A 19,833-nucleotide genomic window follows, 5' to 3' on the forward strand; every position below is an offset into this window, starting at 1 on the left:
CACATGCCGTCGCCACTCGCGCCCACGCGCAATCTCCCTGCCCGCAACCTGCTCGCCATGGCCATCTGCATGGCCATCGTCACACCGGCCCTGGCCGAAGGCGATCAGCCCACTGCGCTGGTGCTGGGCGCCACCGAGATCAGCTCCGACAGGCTGGGCAGCACCACGGAGGGTTCGCAGTCCTACACCACAGGTTCCATGTCCACCGCCACCAAGCTGCCATTGAGCCTGCGTGAAACGCCGCAAGCGGTGACCGTGATCACCCGCCAGCGCATGGACGACCAGGCGATGACCAGCATCAACGACGTGGTCAAGGCCACGCCAGGGCTGTTCCTTGACTACTCCGGCGGCCCAGGTCGGCAAAACTACACGTCACGGGGCTTTGACATCGACAACCTGATGTACGACGGCATTCCGAGCGGTTACAAGCCGTATACCGTGGGCTCCCAGCCTAACCTGGCCATGTTCGACCGCGTCGAGATCGTGCGCGGCGCGACCGGCCTGATCACCGGCTCCGGCAACCCTTCGGCGGCCATCAACCTGGTGCGCAAGCGTCCGCTGGCCGAACAGAAGGTCACCCTGACCGGCGCCGCTGGCAGCTGGGACGACTACCGCGGCGAAGTCGATGCCTCCAGCCCGCTCAACGACAGCGGCACACTGCGCGGCCGCGTGGTGACGTCCTACCGGGGTGCCAACAGCTACATCGACGACGTCGAAGAAGACCACGGCCTGTTCTATGCGATCACCGAGGCGGACCTGTCCGAAGACACCACCCTGACCCTCGGTTTCTCTCACCAGAAAGACCAGACCAACAACTTCTGGGGCGCCATGCCAACCGCCCTGAACGGGCACCACGTGGGTTACTCGCGCTCCTACAACCCAGGCAGTGACTGGGAAAACAAGGACCAGGAGATCAACACCGTATTCGCCGAAGTGCAGCAGCGCCTGGCCAATGACTGGAAGCTGCAGGTCAACGCCAACTATTCCCAACAGGACGGCACCTTCACCGGCTCCTACCAGTCGCGTTGGGCAGGGCTCGACAAGCCGCTGTCACGCACGGCCTACCAGTCCAAGCACCAGGAAAACCAGGCTGGCGTGGACGGCTTCGTCAGCGGCCCGTTCCAGGCGTTTGGCCGCACCCACGAGCTGGTGGTGGGCGCCAGCAAGCGCATCTATGACATGGACACGCGCAACTACAGCCCGTATGACACCAACTGGCCGCTCAATGGCGGCAAGCCGAATTTCGTGCACACCAACAACGTACGCGAAGTCGCTACCCAGGAAGGCGTGTACATGACCACGCGCCTGAGCCTGGCCGACCCGCTGAAGCTGATCCTGGGCGGCCGCCTGGACTGGTACGACTACGACAACAAGGAAAGCTCCAGCGCCGATTACAAGGTCACGCGCAATGTCACCCGCTATGCCGGCCTGATCTACGACCTGGACGATCATCACTCGGTGTATGTCAGCTACAGCGACATCTTCAACCCACAGGATTACAAGGACGCTTCCGGCAGCCCGCTCAAGCCGGTGGACGGCAAGAACTATGAAATCGGCCTCAAGGGCGAGTACTTCGATGGCGCCCTCAATGCCAGCGTGGCGCTGTTCCGTATCGACCAGGAAAACCGTGCCGTTTCGCAGACCGACCTGACTGGCTGCAACGACCCTACCAACTGCTACGTCGCCTCTGGCGAGGTACGCAGCCAAGGTATCGACATGGAGCTGCAGGGTGCGCTGACCCGCAACTGGCAGGTCGGTGCAGGCTACACCTATGCCCGCGTCCACACCCTCAAAGACGCCGCCAACCCGGGCAACGTCAACCAGCGCTTCGACACCGATACCCCGGAGCACCTGTTCAAGCTGACCACCACCTACCGCTTCGAAGGCCCGCTGGAGAAGCTGCGCATCGGTGGCAACATCTCCTGGCAGAGCCGCATCTACAACGACTTCACCGTTGCCGATGGCAGCGAGTACCGTCTGGTCCAGGGTTCGTACGCGGTCACCGACCTGATGGCTGGCTACCAGGTCAACAAGCACCTCGACCTGCAGCTCAACGCCAACAACGTCTTCGACCGCAAGTACTACTCGGCCGTGGCCACCTCGGTCAACTATGCCGGCGACACCTGGGGCGCGCCGCGCAACATGATGCTGACCGCCAAGTACAGCTTCTGACCTGAGGCTTGCCCACCTGTACCGGACGCTTCGCAGCAACCTGCGAAGACGCCGGTACAGGCTACGCACCGATCAGCTGAACAGTTTGCTCAGATACGCCAGCCTTTTCTTGTAGGACCGCCGCGCCTCAAGCGCCGCTTCCATGCTCACCGGCAAGAACCGCGCCTGCTGGTTCGGCTGCATCTGCCCGATCAGGTCCAGGTCAGCGCTGATCACCGTGCCGATCATGGCGTACCCACCACCCGACACCGCATCGCGGTGCAGAATGATCGGCTCCAGCCCGGCGGGTACTTGTATCGAGCCGATCGGGTAGCAACTGTCGACGATATTGGACGGGTCCGAGCCAGCGCCGAATGGCTGCTCACGCGGCTGGAAACTCAGTGCGTTGCCACCCTTGTAGCGGTAGCCGATACGGTCGGCCTCAGAGCCCACCGTCCAGGCATCGGTGAAGAAGCTTTTCGCCGCAGCATCAGACAGGCGGTGGAAGTACAACCCCGGCACCACGCGCAACACCACTTCGCCACCCAGCGCCTGGCGCAGTGCCATTGGCAAACTGGCACCGGCACGGGCCGTGGCACTGGGCACACCGACCGGCAGTACATCACCTGCCTGTAGCTTGCGACCCTGAAAACCGCCCAGCGCGCCCAGTGCGTAGGTGGACCGGCTGCCCAGCACTTCGGGTACATCGATGCCGCCCGCGACCGCCAGATAGGCACGCGCCCCGGCTGTGGGGAAGGCAAAGCGCAGCACCTGGCCTGCCCTGACTGCAAACGAGGTGTCCGGGCGCTGTTCACGGCCATCGAGCAGCACCGGCATCTGTGCGCCACACACCGCCACCAGGGCATCTTGCAGAAACTCCAGCTCCGGCCCCACCAGTGCACATTCGAGGCCGGCAGTGCCCGCCGGGTTGCCGACCAGCTGGTTGGCGGCGCGCAACGCATATTGATCAAGCGCCCCTGACGGCGGGATGCCCAAATGGTAATAGCCTTCACGGCCCAAGTCCTGCACCGAGGTTGCCAGGCCAGGTTTGAGTACCTTGATCATGCCAGCACCTCCTGCAACGACTTGGGATAGCCGACCGGGTCGGCCAGGAAAGCATCCAGCGAGAACTCAACCGGGCGAATGCGTAGGTCGAAACGGCCGTCCTCGACATCCGCCACCGCCTGGTCATAGGCCTGACGGTCGATGGGTTTGAACTGCACGATGTCCCCCGGGCGGAAGAACACCATGTGCTCCTTCAGATAGTTCAGGCCCTGCTGCGGGTCGTAGATCGGCGCCGGGGTAACGCCGAACATCTGGTAGCCCCCTGCCCCGCGCACCGAGTAGATGCACCCGAAACAGCCGCCGTGGCCCAGGGTCAGCTTCGGCGTGTCGGTGCGCGGGCGCAGGTACTTGGGCACCTGCAACTGGCGCTCGCGCTCGACCATCTGGAACATGAACGGCAGGCCTGCGACAAAGCCGACCATCGACACGAACCAAGGCGCGCCACTGTGCGCGGCGATGAACGCATCGACATCGGCCAGGCCATTGATACGCGCCGCGTATTCCAGGTCGGTGCTGCCCGGGTCCTGGTGGCGGTCGCGAAAGCGCATGAGGGTTTCATGGGTCCAGGGGTCGTTGTACAGCACTGGGATCTCGATGATCCGGGTGTGCAATGCGCGCTCGGCAACCGCCTCGGCCTCTGCACCGCGCACTGCTGCAAGCAGCACGTCGGGGGCGATGCGGTCGGGGTCGAAGCGGATCTGGAACGAGGCGTTGGCCAGGCAAATGTCCAGCACGCCCTCCAGCGCCAGGCGCTCCACCGCCCGGGTAACGGCCATGCCCTTGAAGAATGCCTCCAGCGACATGCTCTCGCTGACTTCGGCAAACAGGTGCTCGTCGGCACCAAAGCTGTAGCGGATCGGGGTACTGGCAAGCGGCTCGGCCATGTCTGCTCCTTTTTTGGAATCTTTATCGTAAGGCAGGCAAAAACAATGCTGTGCAGCGCACCGGTGTCTGAGCACCGTGTGCTTTGAACCTCAACGGGGCGTGCGCACTTCGATGCCGGCGGCGTCCAGCGCTGCACGGGTGGCTTCGACCAGGTCGAGCGCGCCGGGGGTATCGCTGTGCAGGCAGATCGAGTCGAATTCGATGGCCAGGTCCTGGCCTTCGACCGTGCGTACAACGCCCTCGCGGCAGGCCCGCAGCACGCGCTCGGCGACCGCCTGCGGCTGATGGCCACGCACCGTGCGGGTGAACACGATGGAACCGCTCTGGTCGTACTCGCGGTCAGCGTAGAACTCACGCACCACCGGCTGGCCGAGTGCCTGGGCAACCCGGCAGATCACCGAGCCAGGCATGCAGTACAGCAACAGTTGCGGCTCGATCACCTGCAGGTTCTGCACCAGCAACCGGGCGGCTTCTTCATCACGGGCCAGGTGCATGTACAGTGCACCATGGGGCTTGATGTGTTGCAGCTTCACGCCCTGCGCCCGGGCGATTTCACGCAGCGCACCCAACTGGTACAGCATGTCGTCGACCAGTTCCTGAGCCGGCGCGTTGATGTGCCGACGGCCGAACCCGACCAGGTCACGAAAACCCGGGTGAGCGCCTACGGCCACACCCAGCGCCTTGGCCCGCTCGACGGTGCGCCGCATGGTGCCTGGGTCGCCGGCATGAAAGCCGGTGGCGATGTTGGCCGAACTGATGAAGGCCATCAGCTCGTTGTCGACACCATCGCCGATGGTCCAGGGGCCGAAGCCCTCACCCATGTCCGAATTGAAGTCTACTGCCTGCATGCCTACGCTCCCGGTGCTTGTGACGGTGTGAAGGTCACGTTAGATTCTCTACCGCCCCCTTGGGAAGATCTATAAACAGATAGGGTGTCTTCGGAAAAACAGATACCCAGGAGCCTCCCGTGTCACTGACCTTGCGCCAGGTTCGCTACTTCGTCGCCACCGCCGAGATCGGCCAGATCTCCCAGGCCGCCCTCCACCTCAACATTTCCCAATCGGCGGTGACCACCGCGATCAAGGAGCTGGAGGCGATGCTCGGGGTATTGCTGTTCCAGCGCTCGGCGCAAGGCATGAGCCTGACCGATGCGGGCCGGCATTTTCTCAACCGCGCCTATGTGATCCTGCGCAGTGTCGATGACGCACTCAACAGCCCGCTGCCGGACGTGCGCGCCAGTGGCCTGCTGCGCCTGGCGGCGAGCTACACGGTGATCGGCTATTTCCTGCCGCACCACTTGCAACGCCTGGAACACTGGCACCCGGGCGTAAACCTGCAGGTCCACGAGCAGGAGCGCAGCGCCATCGAGCAAGGGCTGCTGGAAGGCCGCTTCGACATGGCCGTGGTGCTCACCGCCAACCTCACCCACCCCGATATCGTCTCTGAAACGTTGTTCAACTCCGAGCGCCGGCTGTGGCTGCCCAGCCACCATCCACTGTGCGAGCGCTCGACGGTAAGCCTGGCCGATGTTGCCCGTGAGCCGTTCATCCTGCTGACCGTGGACGAAGCCGAGCAGAGCGCCATGCGTTACTGGGAGCTGGCCGGGCAACGGCCCAGCGTGCGGGTGCGCACCAGTTCGGTGGAGGCGGTGCGCAGCATGGTGGCCAATGGCAGCGGTGTGGCTATCCTGTCTGACCTGGTGCACCGGCCCTGGTCGCTCGAAGGCAAGCGCATCGAGACCGTCACCATCAGCGACCCGGTCACGCCCATGAGCGTGGGCCTGGCCTGGCACCGCGAGCGGGCATTCAGCCCGGCGATGCAGGCCTTGCGCGACTACTTCCATGGTGCGTTCCTGGCGCCGCAGCAGTTGTCGGCGCGGCGTTGAGTGGCCAGGGCGTGATACCTCAGCCGAACGTTCCGGCGCCGCCGCCGTCATAACTTGGCCGGTGCCGCCACGCAGAGAGGACGCGAAATGACCCAACCCGACCCGTCATACGTCAAATGGCTCGAAGAGCGCTCCATGCTCAAGGCCTCCCAGGAGCGGGCCCGGCTGTATTCCGGCCAGTCCCGTCTGTGGATGAACCCCTACGCCGAAACGCAGCCACGCCGCGCCACCGACATCGCGTCGGTTTGGCTGACCGTCTACCCCGATGCGATCATCGCCCCTGAAGGCTGCTCGGTGCTCGGCGCGCTGGGCCACGAAGCCTTGTGGAAGCGCCTGTCGGAAATTGGCGTACAGGGCATTCACACCGGCCCCATCAAGCAGTCCGGGGGTGTCAGGGGGCGCGACTTCACCCCCAGCGTGGACGGCAACTTCGACCGTATCAGTTTCGATATCGACCCGCTCTACGGCACCGAGCAGGAGCTGGTGCAGATGAGCCGCATGGCAGCGGCGCACAACGCCGTGACCATCGATGACCTGATCCCCTCGCACACGGGCAAGGGCGCCGATTTCCGCCTGGCCGAGCTGGGGCACGGCGCCTATCCCGGGCTGTACCACATGGTCGAGGTGCGCGAGGAAGACTGGCCGCTGCTGCCAGACGTGCCCCCTGGCCGCGATTCGGTCAACCTGCTGCCTGCGCAGTGCGATGAGCTCAAGGCACACCACTACATCGTCGGCCAACTGCAACGGGTGATCTTCTTCGAGCCCGGCGTGAAGGAGACCGACTGGAGCGCAACACCACCGATCACCGGTGTCGATGGCAAGACGCGGCGCTGGGTCTACCTGCATTACTTCAAGGACGGCCAACCGTCGCTCAATTGGCTGGACCCAAGCTTTGCCGCGCAGCAGATGATCATCGGCGACGCCCTGCATGCGCTGGACTGCCTGGGCGCGCGCGGCCTGCGCCTGGATGCCAATGGTTTTCTCGGGGTCGAGACCTGCGCCAGTGGCACCGCCTGGTCGGAAAGCCACCCGCTGTCGATCGTCGGTAACCAACTGATCGGCGGCATGATCCGCAAGGCCGGCGGGTTCAGCTTCCAGGAGCTGAACCTGACGCTGGACGACATCGCGCAGATGTCCAAGGGCGGCGCCGACCTGTCCTATGACTTCATCACCCGCCCGGCTTACCAGCATGCACTGCTGACCGGCGATACCGAGTTCCTGCGCCTGATGCTCAAGGAAATGCACAGCTTCGGCATCGACCCGGCGTCGTTGATCCACGCCCTGCAGAACCACGACGAGCTCACCGTCGAGCTGGTGCACTTCTGGACCCTGCACGCCCATGACATGTACCTGTACCGGGGCCAGACCCTGCCCGGCAACATCCTGCGCGAACATATCCGCGAGGAAATCTACGAACGCCTCTCGGGCGAACATGCGCCCTACAATTTGCGCTTTGTCACCAACGGCATCTCCTGCACCACCGCCAGCCTGATCACTGCAGCGCTGGGCATCCGTGACCTGGACCAGATTGGCCCGGCTGATATCGAGCTGACCCAGAAGGTGCACCTGTTGCTGGTGATGTACAACGCCATGCAGCCCGGCGTGGTCGCGCTGTCGGGCTGGGACCTGGTCGGCGCCCTGCCGTTGCCGGCCGAAGCGGTGGCGCAGAAGATGGCCGATGGCGATACCCGCTGGATACACCGTGGCGGCTACGACCTGGCCGGGCTCGATGAAGAGGCGCAAACGTCGGTGCGTGGCATGCCGCGCGCACGCGCACTGTACGGCAGCCTCGACCAGCAGCTGGAAAGCAGCGATTCGTTTGCCAGCAAGGTCAAGAAACTGCTCGCCGTGCGCCAGGCCTATGGTATTGCCAGCAGCCGCCAGGTACTGGTGCCCGAGGTGAGCAGCCCGGGGTTGCTGGTGATGGTGCACGAACTGCCGGCCGGGCGTGGCATCCAGATCAGCGCGCTGAATTTCGGCCACGAGGTGATAGCCGAAGAGCTGCTATTGACCGGCTTCACGCCCGGGACTGTGGTGGACATGATCAATGAGACGGTCGAGGGCGACCTGACCGAGGATGGGCGGTTGATGATCAACCTGGACCCGTACGAAGCCTTGTGCCTGAGAATAGTGAACAGCAGCGGGCATCTGTGAGACCCTAGTGGACTGCGCGGGCCAACGTGTGAACGTGCCCGCCCAGTCAGCTTGCCTCTACAGCGCCAAGGAGCACCTCCATGTACACCGGCATCGTCCAGGCCGTCCGCCCCCTGCTTGCGGTGACCACCTACCCGGGCCACAACCAGTTCACCATCGACCTCACCCCCGAACTGCTCGAGGACCTGAAAATCGGCGCCAGCGTCAGTGTCGAGGGCACTTGCCTGTCGGTCACCGAAATTGACGGCACCCAGGTGAAGTTCGACGCCATGACTGCCACCCTCGAGCGCACCAACCTGCGCTGCTTCAAAGCAGGCCAGGGCGTGAACATCGAGCGCTCGGCAAAAATGAACGCTGAAGTCGGCGGCCACCTGATGGCCGGCCACGTCGCTACCACCGCCGAGATCGTCGAGCTGTCGATCGAGGAAACCGGCGCCTTCATCACCTTCCGCATGCCGCCACAGTGGGCCAAATACGTGTTCCCACGCGGGTTTCTCGGCGTCAACGGCTGCAGCCTGACCGTCGCCGACGTGGACGACACCTTGGTCACCATCAACCTGATCCCGGAAACCCTGCGCCAGACCACCTTCGCCCACTACAAGGCCGGTGAACTGATCAACATCGAAGTGGACCACCAGACCATGGTCCTGGTCGATGTGGTGGAGCGCACACTCAAAGCCACCCTGGCCCGCGCCTGATCAGATGCTGCGGGTAATGCCGCCATCGACCCTGATGTTCTGCCCGGTGATGTACGCCGCGCCATCGCTGGCCAGGAAGGCCACGGTGGCGGCGATTTCCTCGCTGCTGCCATAGCGCTTTAGCGGCACGCTGTCACGGCGCTGCTCAGTGGCCGGCAGGCTGTCGATCCAGCCCGGCAGTACGTTGTTGATGCGGATGTTGTCCGCAGCATAGGTGTCGGCGAAGATTTTGCTGAACGCCGCCAGGCCCGCACGGAACACTGCCGAGGTGGGGAACAGGTCACTCGGCTCGAAGGCCCAGGCGGTGGAAATGTTGATCACCACCCCGCCCTGCTGGCGCTGCATGATTGGCGTGACCAGCCGCGTTGGGCGGATGACATTGAGCAGGTAGGTCTCCATGCCCTGGTGCCAGTCTTCGTCGCTGATTTCAAGGATCGGCGCACGCGGGCCGTGGCCGGCACTGTTGACCAGCACATCGATACGGCCCCATTCGGCGAGTACGGCATCGACCAGGCGCTGGATGTCGCCGTTGCACTGGTTGCTGCCGGTCACGCCAATCCCGCCCAGCGTCTCGGCCAGGGCCTGGCCTTTGCCAGAGGACGACAGGATACCGACCTTGAAGCCGTCGGCGGCCAGGCGCCTGGCTGCTGCGGCGCCCATACCGCTGCCGCCGGCGATCACGATTGCTACTTTTTGGTTGGACATGAAGCCTCCGGGTCAACCCTGCGATGTGCATGCGGGATGGGCCCAGACTAGCACCCGGCCTGCACAGCCAGAGAGCCAGCAACGCTTCGTTCAGACGATAGATTTTCTACTGCGTTAGCGCCTTCGCCTGCGCTAACAGCCAGGCCCGCACCATTGCCAGCGCCGGGGGTTGGTGGGCATTGCGCGGCCACACCAGGTAAAACGCCTGCCGCAACTCCAGCACCTGGTCGAAGGCAAGGGCCAGGCGCCCGGCGTGCAGGTCGCTGTGCACGAAAAACTCGCTGGCCAGCGCCAGGCCCTGCCCTGCAACCGCGGCATCGATGGCGAGTGAGGTCTGGTTGAAGCGCATATGCTTGGCCCCGGGCGGTAACGGCCGGTGGAATACCTCGGTGATGAAGTCCGGCCAGACGTTGTGGGCATCGTGCAGCAACGGATAACGCTGCAACTGCTCCAGATCCACGGGCTTACCCAGTTGCGCGAGCAGCGCCGGGCTGGCGACGGCCACCACGCGTTGCGCGAGCAACGGCTCGGTGTGCAGGCCCGGGCCGAACGGTGGCACGCCGTAACGCACGGCGATATCCACGCCCTCTGGGCGGAACTGGGATAGCCGGTCGGTGGCCAGCACCTGCAGGTCGATGTCCGGGTGCGCCTGCGCGAACGACGACAACCTGGGGATCAGCCATTTCGCCGCGAAGGTCGGTGTAACGCTCACCGTCAGGTGCGATGCATCCGGGCGCAGCGCCTGGGTGGCGCTGCCGATCAGGGCAAAGGCGCTGCGGATATCGACACTGTAGCGCTGGCCGGCGCCTGTCAGGCTCAGGCCCCTGGGCAAGCGCTCGAACAGCTTGATCCCCAGGTTCGCTTCAAGCCCGCGTATCTGCTGCGCCACGGCAGCCTGGGTTACCCCAAGTTCGTCTGCGGCCAGGCGAAAGTTGAGGTGGCGCGCCACCACCTCGAAAACACGTAGGCCGTTTAGCGGCGGCAGCGCGCAGAACCCTTCGGCCATACACTTTATCTACTGAGTGAACAGGCCTGTAGCTTAATCGATACGCGGGTGTTGCTGTACCAGCAACTTGCGTTTGGCCTCAAGCTCGGCAATCTGCGCATCGATGTCTTCGATCTTGTGCTCGATATTGTCGTGGTGCTCCTGCAGCAGCTCTCGCGCCTCATCGATATCCGACGCCGCCGGGGCGGCGCCACGCAGTGGCTTGTTGGCGGTTTCTTTCATGGTCAGGCCGGTGATCAGGCCAATGGCGGCAATCACCATCAGGTAGTACGCCGGCATGTACAGGTCGCCGGTGGTCTCTACCAGCCAGGCCGCCAGGGTCGGGGTCAGGCCGGCGATCAGCACCGAAATGTTGAAGGCACTGGCCAGGGCGCTGTAGCGAATGTGGGTGGGGAACATCGCCGGCAGGGTCGAAGCCATCACGCCGATGAAGAAGTTGAGCAACACGGCGATGATCAGCAAGCCGGCGAAGATCACCCCGAGCACACCACTGTTGATGAGCATGAAGGCCGGGATGGCCAGTGCCAACAGGCCGACACTGCCGACGATGATGAACGGGCGGCGGCCCCACTTGTCGCTGAGCAGGCCGATGACCGGCTGCACGAACAGCATGCCGACCATGATCGCGATGATGATCAGTACACCGTGGTCTTCGCTGTAGTGCAGGTTGTGCGACAGGTAGCTGGGCATGTAGGTGAGCAGCATGTAGTAGGTCACGTTGGTGGCGATCACCACGCCAATGCACGTCACCAGGCTGCGCCAGTGCTTTGTGGCAACTTCCTTGAACGACACCTTGGGCCCCGAGGCCAGGCCCTCGCGGTCGCCCTGTTCAAGTTTATCGACATGCTGCTGGAACGCCGGGGTCTCCTCCAGCGCATGGCGCAGGTAGAGGCCGATGATGCCCAACGGCAAGGCAAGGAAGAACGGCAGGCGCCAGCCCCATTCGAGAAACTTTTCCTCGCCCAGGTAGGTGGAGATCAGCACCACGACCCCGGCGCCGAGGACAAAGCCGGCGATCGAGCCAAAATCCAGCCAGCTGCCGAGGAAGCCGCGCTTGCGGTCGGGTGCGTATTCGGCGACGAAGATCGAGGCGCCGGTGTATTCACCACCCACCGAGAAGCCTTGGGCCATTTTTGCCAGCAACAGCAAGATCGGCGCCCAGATGCCGATGGTGTCATAGGACGGTATCAGGCCGATGGCGAAGGTGCTGAGCGACATGATCACGATGGTCGCGGCAAGAATTTTCTGCCGGCCGAACTTGTCGCCCAGGGCACCGAAGAACAGCCCGCCCAGCGGGCGGATCAGGAACGGAACCGAGAAGGTGGCCAAAGCCGCGATCATCTGCACGCTGGGGTCGGCGTTGGGGAAGAACACCTTGCCCAGGGCATAGGCGACGAAGCCGTAAACGCCGAAGTCGAACCACTCCATGGCGTTGCCCAGCGCAGCGGCAGTGATCGCCTTGCGCATTTTCGCGTCGTCGACGATGGTGATGTCTTTCAAACCGATCGGCTTGACAGCTTTTTTGCGTGATTTCATCCATGTGTCCCTGTTACTGAGGCTCTTTGGCATCAGATACACCGGGACACAAAATAATTCCACGCTCAGCGATTTCTCGCGTGCAGTGGCCTCAGATGCCTTCGCGGGCCAGGTCCATGGCGAAATAGGTCAGGATCAGGTCAGCACCGGCACGCTTGATCGCACCGATGCTCTCACGCACCACTCGCCCCTCGTCGATGGCTCCGGCCTGGCCGCCGAACTTGATCATCGCGTACTCACCACTGACCTGGTAAGCCGCCAGCGGCAGGCGCGACGCGGCGCGAATGTCGGCGATCACGTCCAGGTAGGCCCCGGCCGGTTTGACCATCAGTACATCGGCACCTTCCTGCTCGTCGAGCAGCGACTCGCGCACCGCTTCGCGGCGGTTCATCGGGTTCATCTGGTAGCTCTTGCGGTCGCCCTTGAGCGCTGTGCCGCCCGCTTCACGGAATGGACCATAGAGCGACGAGGCGAACTTGGTGGAATAGGCCATGATCGCGGTGTCGTGGAAGCCCGCGGCATCCAGTGCACCACGGATCGCCTGGACCTGCCCGTCCATCGCCGCCGACGGCGCGATGAAGTCGGCCCCAGCCGCTGCAGCCACCACGGCCTGCCTGCCCAGGTTGGCCAGGGTGGCGTCGTTGTCCACGCCATGGTCGTGCAGCACGCCGCAATGGCCGTGGCTGGTGTACTCACAGAAGCAGGTGTCGGACATCACCACCATTTCCGGCACGCTGTCCTTGCAGATGCGGGCCATGCGCGCCACCAGGCCGTTCTCGTTCCAGGTATCGCTACCGGTGGCATCGAGGTTGTGCGAAACGCCGAAGGTCATCACCGACTTGATGCCGGCGCGGGCGTAGCGTTCGATTTCCTGGGCCAGCCGTTTTTCGGGAATACGGTTGACCCCCGGCATGCTGGTGATCGGCACGAAGTCGTCGATGCCCTCCTCGACGAAGATCGGCAGGATCAGGTCTTCGAGGCGGAATTCCGTCTCCTGGAAGAGCGTGCGCAGCGACTCGTTCTGGCGCAGGCGACGGGGGCGGACGGAAGGGAAATGGTTGGCCATGACAGCTCCAGGGAATATGGACGGCGTACACCATATGCCTGTTGAGCTTCAGTGAAAAGGCTCAATGGCGAGATTGTGCCTTGCATCAGAGGCAATAACCGGGGCGACCAGCCCCGGCACAGCGGCTCAACGCAACAGGTCCTGGATCTGCTGATGCAACGTGTCCAGGTCAAACGGTTTGGCCAGGATCGGCGCCTTGCGGGCGATGGGGCTGCCCGACTCGAGAATCTCCGCCGGGTAGCCACTGATGAAGATCACCTTGAGGTCCGGTCGCAGCTTCACCGCAGGCTCGGCGATCTCGACCCCGGAAATGCCGCCGGGCAAGCGAAAGTCGGTGACCATCAGGTCCAGGTGCGGCTTGCTCGCCAGGATGGCGAACGCCTGTTCACCGTCCTCGGCTACCAATACGTGGTAGCCCTCACCTGCCAGGTAGTCACGCAGGATCATCCGGATTGCCGGTTCATCCTCGACCACCAACACCACATCTTGTGCATCTTCACTCATGACAACAACGCCTTGAAATTACAGTTGGCCATCTGACCCCAGGCTCAGGCAGAGGTTGCCCGCTCCTGATCGTTTTGTTCGGTCTGCCGCGTCAGCGGCAATTGCAGGGTGAACGTGGCGCCCTTGCCTTCTTCGCTCTGCACCTGGATCTGCCCGCCATGGGCGCTGACGATCTGCTCCGAGATATACAGCCCCAACCCCAGCCCGGCACTGGCCTGCTGAGTGGCAACGCGCTCGAACTGCTGGAAAATCCGTTGCTGGTTCACGCCACTGATGCCGATGCCGTGATCCTGCACCTGCACCCAGGCCATGCCCGCCTGCTCGAATACCCGCACCTCGACCGGCTGGCGTTCGCCATAACGCAACGCATTGGACAACAGGTTGGCCAGTACTTGTTCAATCCGGAATTCATCCCACTCACCCTGCAGGCCATCGCAGCGCTGCAGATCGATGTGCGTGCCCAGCGCGCTGGCCTGTGCGGTGAAGTTTTCCACCAGGCCACGCACCAGCTGGCCCAGGTCGAACAGCTTGGGCCGTAGCGACAGCTTGCCGGTGCGGATGCGCGACACATCGAGCATGTCTTCGATCAGGCGGATCAGGCTATTGATCTGCCGTTCGTCGCGCTCGACCATGGCTTGCAGCTTGTCAGGGCTGAACGCCTCGAGGCTGCCGCGGGCCAAGTGCATCTTGCGCAGCTGGGTCTCGAGGATAAGGCCGTTGAGCGGTGTACGCACCTCGTGGGCCACGATCGACATGAAGTCGTCGCGCATGCGCACGGCATGCTCCAGCTCACTGCGCGCCACCTGCAACTGCGTGAGCAGCAGCTCCTGCTCCTGGCGGCTGCGCTCAAGCGCCTGCAACTGGCTGTCGAGCCCCTTGCGCTGGCGATAAAGGTCGACGAACACCGTGACCTTGTTTTTCACCGCCAGGGTATCGAGCGGCTTATAGAGGAAGTCTACCGCGCCGCTTTCGTAGCCCTTGAAGGCGTAGTTCATCTCGCGCCCGGCAGCGGTGACGAAGACGATCGGGATATTGCGGGTCTTTTCCGTGCCGCGCATCAGTTCGGCCAGTTCAAAGCCATTCATGCCCGGCATCTGCACGTCGAGAATGGCCAGGGCGAATTCGTGCTCCAGCAACAACGACAATGCGGCTTCCGCAGATTGGGCCTTGTGCACCTCGCGGTCTTGGCCCTGAATCAGGGCGTCGAGGGCCAGGAGGTTTTCCGGCAGATCATCGACGATCAGCAGTTTGGCGGTGATGTGGCTTAGCATGCACTGGATTCCAGGTTGGCGAGCAATTGCCCGATACCGCTCAAAGAAAGAATCAGGTCGGGCTGGTGGAGCGCCAAAGCGGCCTCCGGCATCAGCGCTACCTGGGCGTCGCGGGGGTCCTGGACCACGGTCCGGCCGCCGCTGTTCTTGATGTAGGCAAGGCCTTTGGCGCCGTCCTCGTTGGCGCCGGTGAGCAATACACCCAGCAGGCCCGCGCCATAGGCATCGGCTGCCGAGATGAACAGGAAGTCGATGGCCGGGCGCGAGAAATGCACCGGCTCCTCCTGGCTCAGCGACAGGCTCAGATCCTGCTCGACCGACAAGTGATAACCGGGCGTCGCCACGTAGATCTGGCCAGGGGCGATGACCTCTTTGTCCCGCGCCTCGTGCACCGGCCTGTGCAGGCGCCGCTGCAGCACGTCGGCGAGATGGCTATGACGGTCATCGGGCAGGTGCAGCACACACAGCACCGGCGTCGCGAATGCCGGGGGCAAGCCGCCGAGCACCTGAAACAGCGCCTGCACGCCGCCCGCCGAAGCCCCGATCACCACCGCGCTTATGCCGTTCATGATTTGCGGTAGATCCGTTCGGGCTTGACCAGCGGCTCGAAACGGTCGCTATAAGCGGAAAAATCCACCGATTCCTTGCTGCCCAGCACCAGAAAGCCACGGTGGCACAAGGACTCATGGAACAGCCCCAGGGCGCGGTCCTGCAGCTCTTTGTTGAAGTAGATCAGCACGTTGCGGCACGACACCAGCTGGGTTTCGGAGAACACGCTGTCGGTGGCCAGGCTGTGGTCGGCGAAGGTCACGTTGTCGCGCAGGCTGCTGTCCATGATGGCGTTGCCATAGGCGCTGGTGTAGTACTCGGCAAAGTCGCGCCGTCCGCCGGCCAGGCGGTAGTTTTCTTCATACTCGCGCATGCTCTGCATCGAGTAGATGCCCTGCTTGGCCCTGTCCAGGGAGCGCGGGTTGATATCGGTGGCATACAGGATGGTGCGCTCCAGCAGGCCTTCCTCGCGCAAAAGGATGGCCATCGAATACACCTCTTCGCCGGTGCTGCAGCCCGCGATCCAGATCTTGATCGACGGCCAGGTGCGCAACAGCGGCACCACCTCGTTGCGCAGGGCAAGAAAGTGGCTCGGGTCGCGGAACATCTCGCTGACCGGGATCGTCAGGAACTGCAGCAACTGCATGAACATGCCCGGGTCGTGCAGCACCCGTTCCTGCAGGGACGACACCGTAGCGCAATCGAACTGGCGCAGGGCATGGAGTATCCGGCGCTTGATCGACGCGCCGGAGTAGTTGCGAAAATCGTAGCTGTACTTGAGGTAGATCGCCTCGATCAGCAGCCTGATCTCGATGTCGGTGTTGCGCTCGCTAATCAAATTCGCTCCAGTTGCGGCAGCCACACACGGATCAACGAGAACAGGCGGTCCAGGTCGATCGGTTTGGCCAGGTAATCATTGGCGCCGGCCTGCAGGCAGCGCTGCTGGTCATCCTTCATCGCCTTGGCGGTCACGGCGATGATCGGCAACTTGCGCCAGCGCGGCTGCTGGCGGATCAGGCGGGTAGCCTCGAAGCCATCCATTTCCGGCATCATCACATCCATCAGCACCAGGTCGATGTCATCATGCTGCTCCAGCCGCTCGATGGCCTCACGCCCGTTGCGGCCGATCTCGACGATGGCGCCCTTGTGCTCCAGGGCACTGGTGAGGGCGAAGATATTACGCACATCGTCGTCCACCAGCAGCACCTTGCGCCCTTCGAAGACCTTGTCACGGCTGCGCGCGGTCTTGAGCATGCGCTGGCGCTCATGGGACAGCTGCGATTCGACTTTGTGCAGGAACAACGTCACTTCGTCGAGCAGACGCTCTGGCGAGCGTGCGCCCTTGATGATGATCGAACGCGAATACTTGAGCAGTTCGGCCTCTTCCTCACGGGTGAGGTTGCGCCCGGTATAGACGATCACCGGTGGGAATGACCGGATATCTTCTGCAGTCATGCGCTTGAGCAGCTCGTTGCCGAGCATATCGGGCAGCTTGAGGTCGATGATCATACAGTCGTAGATGTTCTCGCGCAGCAACGCCAGGGCGTCCTGTGCCAGGGCGACGGCGGTGATCTCGACATCGTCGTCGCCGATCAGGCGGGCGATGCTCTCGCGCTGCAGGTCGTCATCCTCCACCAGCAGGATGTGCTTGAGCTTCTGCGTGAGCTTGGCTTCCAGGCGCGCGAACACTTCCTTGAGCTCTTCGCGGCTGGTCGGCTTGACCGCGTAGCCCACCGCCCCCATGTGCATGGCCGCCTCGACGCGGTCTTCCACGGAGATGATGTGCACCGGGATATGGCGGGTGCCAGCCAACTCTTTGAGGCGCTGCAACACGGTGAGGCCGGAGTGGTCGGGCAGGCGCATGTCCAGCAGGATCGCATCGGGAATGTACTGGGCGGCCAGTGCGAAGCCCTCGTCGGCGGCCTGGGCCACCAGGCAGCTGTAGCCCAGTTCGTGCGCCAGGTCGAAGAGGATACGGGCGAAGTTCGGCTCGTCCTCGATCACCAGGATGCAGCGGTTGCCGAACGGGGCGTGCTCGCGGTCATCGGCGAAGGTCGGTGCAGGCAGTTTCGGCAACGCTGCCGTGGCGACCTGGGGCGCCGGCGGCAAGGTGTCGACTGCCGGTCGCAGGCTGTGGGCCTCGATTTCCTCGGCCTCGGCTTCGTAGCGTTCGGGCATCGTCAGGCTGAACACACTGCCCTGGCCAGGGCTGCTGTCGACGCTGATCTGCCCACCGAGCAAATGTGCCAGGTCGCGGGAGATCGACAGGCCCAGCCCGGTGCCGCCATAGCGGCGGTTGCTGCTGCCATCCACCTGGTGGAAGGCGCCGAAGATCGCCTGCTGCTGGTCGGGGGCGATACCGATGCCCGAGTCGCGTACGGCAAACACGATGCCCGCGCCTGCCTGATGGCTGATGGTCAGGCTGACCTGGCCGTGGTCGGTGAATTTGACGGCATTGGACAGCAGGTTCTTGAGTATCTGCTCCAGGCGCTGGCGGTCGGTGAACAGTGTCGCCGGCACAGGGGGCTCGACCTTGACCTGGAAAGCCAGGCCCTTGTGCTCGGCCAGCGGCAGGAACATGCCGCGCAGGCCTTCGACCAGGCGCTCCAGCTGAGTGGTCTCGGGGCGCACTTCAAGCTTGCCTGCCTCGACTTTGGCGATGTCGAGAATGTCGTTGATCAGGTTGAGCAGGTCATTGCCGGCCGAATAGATGGACTCGGCGAACTTGACCTGCTCTGCGCTGAGGTTGCCCTCGCCGTTCTCCGCCAGCAGCTTGGCCAGGATCAGCGAGCTGTTGAGCGGCGTGCGCAGCTCGTGGGACATGTTGGCGAGGAACTCGGACTTGTACTTGCTCGAACGCTGCAGGTCGTCGGCGCGGGCCTGCAGTTCTTGCTGGGCCTGAAGCAGCTCGTCGTTCTTGCGATCCAGGGCATCGGTGCGCTCGGACAGTTGCTCGTTGGTCTGCTCGAGCTCGGCCTGCTGGGTCTCAAGGTGAGCCTGGGACTCCTTGAGCACGCGGGACTGCTCTTCCAGCTCCTCGTTCGCAGTCTTGAGTTCTTCCTGCTGCACCTGCAGCTCTTCGTTGAGCTGCTGAGTCTCGGCCAGCACTTCCTGAAGACGCTGGCGGTAGCGGGCGCTTTCGATGGACATGCCGAGGTTGCCAGCCACACGCTCCATCAGCTCGTCGTCACGCTCCTGCAACGGCCGCAGGAAGCCCAGCTCGATCACGCCGTTGATCTGGCCATCGTCGACGGCCGGCATCAGCAAGGCACTGCGCGGCAAGCCGCTACCCAGGCCGGAGCTGAGACGGTAGTAGTCTTCGGGCAGGTCATCCAGGCGCAGCAGGCGGCCTTCGCGTACTGCCTGCGACAACAGGCCATCGTGGGCCGCCAGCACCTGTTCGCGGCCCTGCTCCTCAGCGTCCAGGCCATAGCTGGCCACGCGCACCAGGCGGCCGTGGCCGTCACGTACGTACAGCGCGCCGACCACGCTACCCAGGTAGCTGGCGAAGAAGCGCAGGATGTTTTCGCCAAGCATCGGCAGGGTCAGCTGCCCCAGCACCTGTTCGGCCAGCTGGGTCTGACCGTTGCGCAACCAGGCCTGCTGTTCCAGGCGCTCGGCCGAGCGCTGCTGAGCCTTGAGGTTGTCATCGTAGCTGGTAGACAGCGCCATCAGGTCGCGGCGGCCCAGGTAGGCCAGCAAGGCGCTCAGGCCAACGATCAACAGCACGAACGCCGAGATGGCGGTCACCGTAACGTTGCTGACCTTCTCGTTGCGGGCCATGCGCAGCTGCTGCTCAGTGTCGACCAGGTCATCGAATTCCTTGCGGATCTCGTCGGTGATGCGTTTGCCGCGGCCGTTGACGACCGACTGGCGATAATCTCCGCCATCGCGGCGCTGGGCGATCATCTCGCCACCGAAGTCATTCCAGGCGTCCTGCAGGGCGATCAGGCGGTCGATGCGGTCGACCTGCTGAGGGTTGTCCGCGACCATGCCGCGCAGGCTGGTGAGGCTGCCCTTGATCTTGGGTTTGGCAACCTCGTAGGGGTCCAGGAAGCGCTCGTCACCGGTGATGAGAAACCCGCGCATGCCGGTTTCCATGTCGATCGACAACTTGATCGCTTCATTGGCATTGCCGATCACCCGATCGGTATGCTCGACCCACTGCATGGCCGACAACAGGTAGTTGATGACCGCAACGAAAGCTACGGCACCGAGCAGGCCCACCCCAAGGGGCAGGCCGATGTTGCGGCTCAACAGCTTGCGGAAGCTTTGCTGGTCCATCGAGGCTGCTTGAATCATTTGAAGACGCCCGAGCGAAAAAGTCCATTGAACGGTGTGGCGGATAAAGCCTGTTC

16 protein-coding genes are annotated in these 19,833 nt (G+C 63.5%); 4 read left to right on the plus strand and 12 right to left on the minus strand.

What is annotated here, in order from left to right; translation table 11 throughout:
- Positions 1-3 precede the first annotated feature (3 nt).
- The gene (locus tag ACIPZC_RS04850; RefSeq protein ID WP_400625218.1) at positions 4-2,172 is read left to right on the plus strand and encodes a TonB-dependent siderophore receptor; all 2,169 of its coding nucleotides are present in this window, start codon (positions 4-6) and stop codon (positions 2,170-2,172) included.
- A gap of 72 nt (positions 2,173-2,244) precedes the next feature.
- Here ACIPZC_RS04850 and ACIPZC_RS04855 read toward each other — a convergent pair whose 3' ends face one another.
- From ACIPZC_RS04855 to ACIPZC_RS04865, 3 genes are all read right to left on the minus strand, one after another.
- Positions 2,245-3,216: a biotin-dependent carboxyltransferase family protein gene (locus ACIPZC_RS04855; protein ID WP_400625220.1), complete on the minus strand. Its 972-nt coding sequence runs from the start codon at positions 3,214-3,216 to the stop codon at positions 2,245-2,247.
- Complete coding sequence (locus ACIPZC_RS04860) at positions 3,213-4,100, minus strand: carboxyltransferase domain-containing protein (RefSeq protein ID WP_349974343.1); 888 nt, start codon at positions 4,098-4,100, stop codon at positions 3,213-3,215. Before ACIPZC_RS04860 ends, ACIPZC_RS04855 begins: the two co-directional genes overlap by 4 nt.
- Positions 4,101-4,190: 90 nt before the next feature.
- The gene (locus tag ACIPZC_RS04865; protein WP_400625222.1) at positions 4,191-4,949 is read right to left on the minus strand and encodes a 5-oxoprolinase subunit PxpA; all 759 of its coding nucleotides are present in this window, start codon (positions 4,947-4,949) and stop codon (positions 4,191-4,193) included.
- A 119-nt stretch (positions 4,950-5,068) separates the two neighbouring features.
- Here ACIPZC_RS04865 and ACIPZC_RS04870 point away from each other — a divergent pair, with 119 nt between their 5' ends.
- The 3 genes from ACIPZC_RS04870 (at position 5,069) to ACIPZC_RS04880 (ending at position 8,838) form a co-directional block, all read left to right on the plus strand.
- Positions 5,069-5,986, plus strand: coding sequence for a LysR family transcriptional regulator (locus ACIPZC_RS04870; protein WP_400625224.1), 918 nt, complete (start codon positions 5,069-5,071; stop codon positions 5,984-5,986).
- Between the two features lie 87 nt (positions 5,987-6,073).
- Positions 6,074-8,140 (plus strand): maltose alpha-D-glucosyltransferase, encoded by a 2,067-nt coding sequence (gene treS, locus ACIPZC_RS04875; RefSeq protein ID WP_400625226.1) that lies wholly within the window; start codon positions 6,074-6,076, stop codon positions 8,138-8,140.
- Positions 8,141-8,220: 80 nt separating this feature from the next.
- Positions 8,221-8,838, plus strand: a complete 618-nt coding sequence (locus tag ACIPZC_RS04880) for a riboflavin synthase subunit alpha (protein WP_241806388.1) — start codon at positions 8,221-8,223, stop codon at positions 8,836-8,838.
- Here the strand turns inward: ACIPZC_RS04880 and ACIPZC_RS04885 are convergent, their stop codons facing one another.
- From ACIPZC_RS04885 to ACIPZC_RS04925, 9 genes are all read right to left on the minus strand, one after another.
- On the minus strand, positions 8,839-9,543 hold the full coding sequence (locus ACIPZC_RS04885; RefSeq protein WP_241806389.1) for an SDR family oxidoreductase: 705 nt from the start codon (positions 9,541-9,543) through the stop codon (positions 8,839-8,841).
- A gap of 106 nt (positions 9,544-9,649) precedes the next feature.
- Positions 9,650-10,549, minus strand: coding sequence for a LysR substrate-binding domain-containing protein (locus tag ACIPZC_RS04890; protein WP_400625228.1), 900 nt, complete (start codon positions 10,547-10,549; stop codon positions 9,650-9,652).
- 33 nt (positions 10,550-10,582) lie between these two features.
- A complete protein-coding gene (gene proP / locus ACIPZC_RS04895) occupies positions 10,583-12,085 on the minus strand; it encodes a glycine betaine/L-proline transporter ProP (RefSeq protein WP_349974349.1) in 1,503 nt (500 codons plus the stop codon).
- Positions 12,086-12,176: 91 nt separating this feature from the next.
- Positions 12,177-13,151: a porphobilinogen synthase gene (gene hemB / locus ACIPZC_RS04900; RefSeq protein WP_241806392.1), complete on the minus strand. Its 975-nt coding sequence runs from the start codon at positions 13,149-13,151 to the stop codon at positions 12,177-12,179.
- 126 nt (positions 13,152-13,277) lie between these two features.
- A complete protein-coding gene (locus ACIPZC_RS04905; RefSeq protein ID WP_241806393.1) occupies positions 13,278-13,655 on the minus strand; it encodes a response regulator in 378 nt (125 codons plus the stop codon).
- A gap of 44 nt (positions 13,656-13,699) precedes the next feature.
- Positions 13,700-14,926: an ATP-binding protein gene (locus tag ACIPZC_RS04910; RefSeq protein ID WP_400625231.1), complete on the minus strand. Its 1,227-nt coding sequence runs from the start codon at positions 14,924-14,926 to the stop codon at positions 13,700-13,702.
- Positions 14,920-15,495, minus strand: coding sequence for a chemotaxis protein CheB (locus ACIPZC_RS04915; protein ID WP_400625233.1), 576 nt, complete (start codon positions 15,493-15,495; stop codon positions 14,920-14,922). The genes ACIPZC_RS04910 and ACIPZC_RS04915 overlap by 7 nt, the downstream gene beginning before the upstream one ends.
- Entirely contained in the window at positions 15,492-16,313 is an 822-nt protein-coding gene (locus ACIPZC_RS04920; RefSeq protein ID WP_241806396.1) for a protein-glutamate O-methyltransferase CheR, read from the minus strand. Before ACIPZC_RS04920 ends, ACIPZC_RS04915 begins: the two co-directional genes overlap by 4 nt.
- Positions 16,310-19,777: a response regulator gene (locus ACIPZC_RS04925; RefSeq protein ID WP_400625235.1), complete on the minus strand. Its 3,468-nt coding sequence runs from the start codon at positions 19,775-19,777 to the stop codon at positions 16,310-16,312. The genes ACIPZC_RS04920 and ACIPZC_RS04925 overlap by 4 nt, the downstream gene beginning before the upstream one ends.
- Positions 19,778-19,833 lie beyond the last annotated feature (56 nt).

The sequence above is a fragment of the Pseudomonas sp. NPDC089743 genome, assembly GCF_044748785.1.
GTDB lineage: Bacteria > Pseudomonadota > Gammaproteobacteria > Pseudomonadales > Pseudomonadaceae > Aquipseudomonas > Aquipseudomonas putida_X.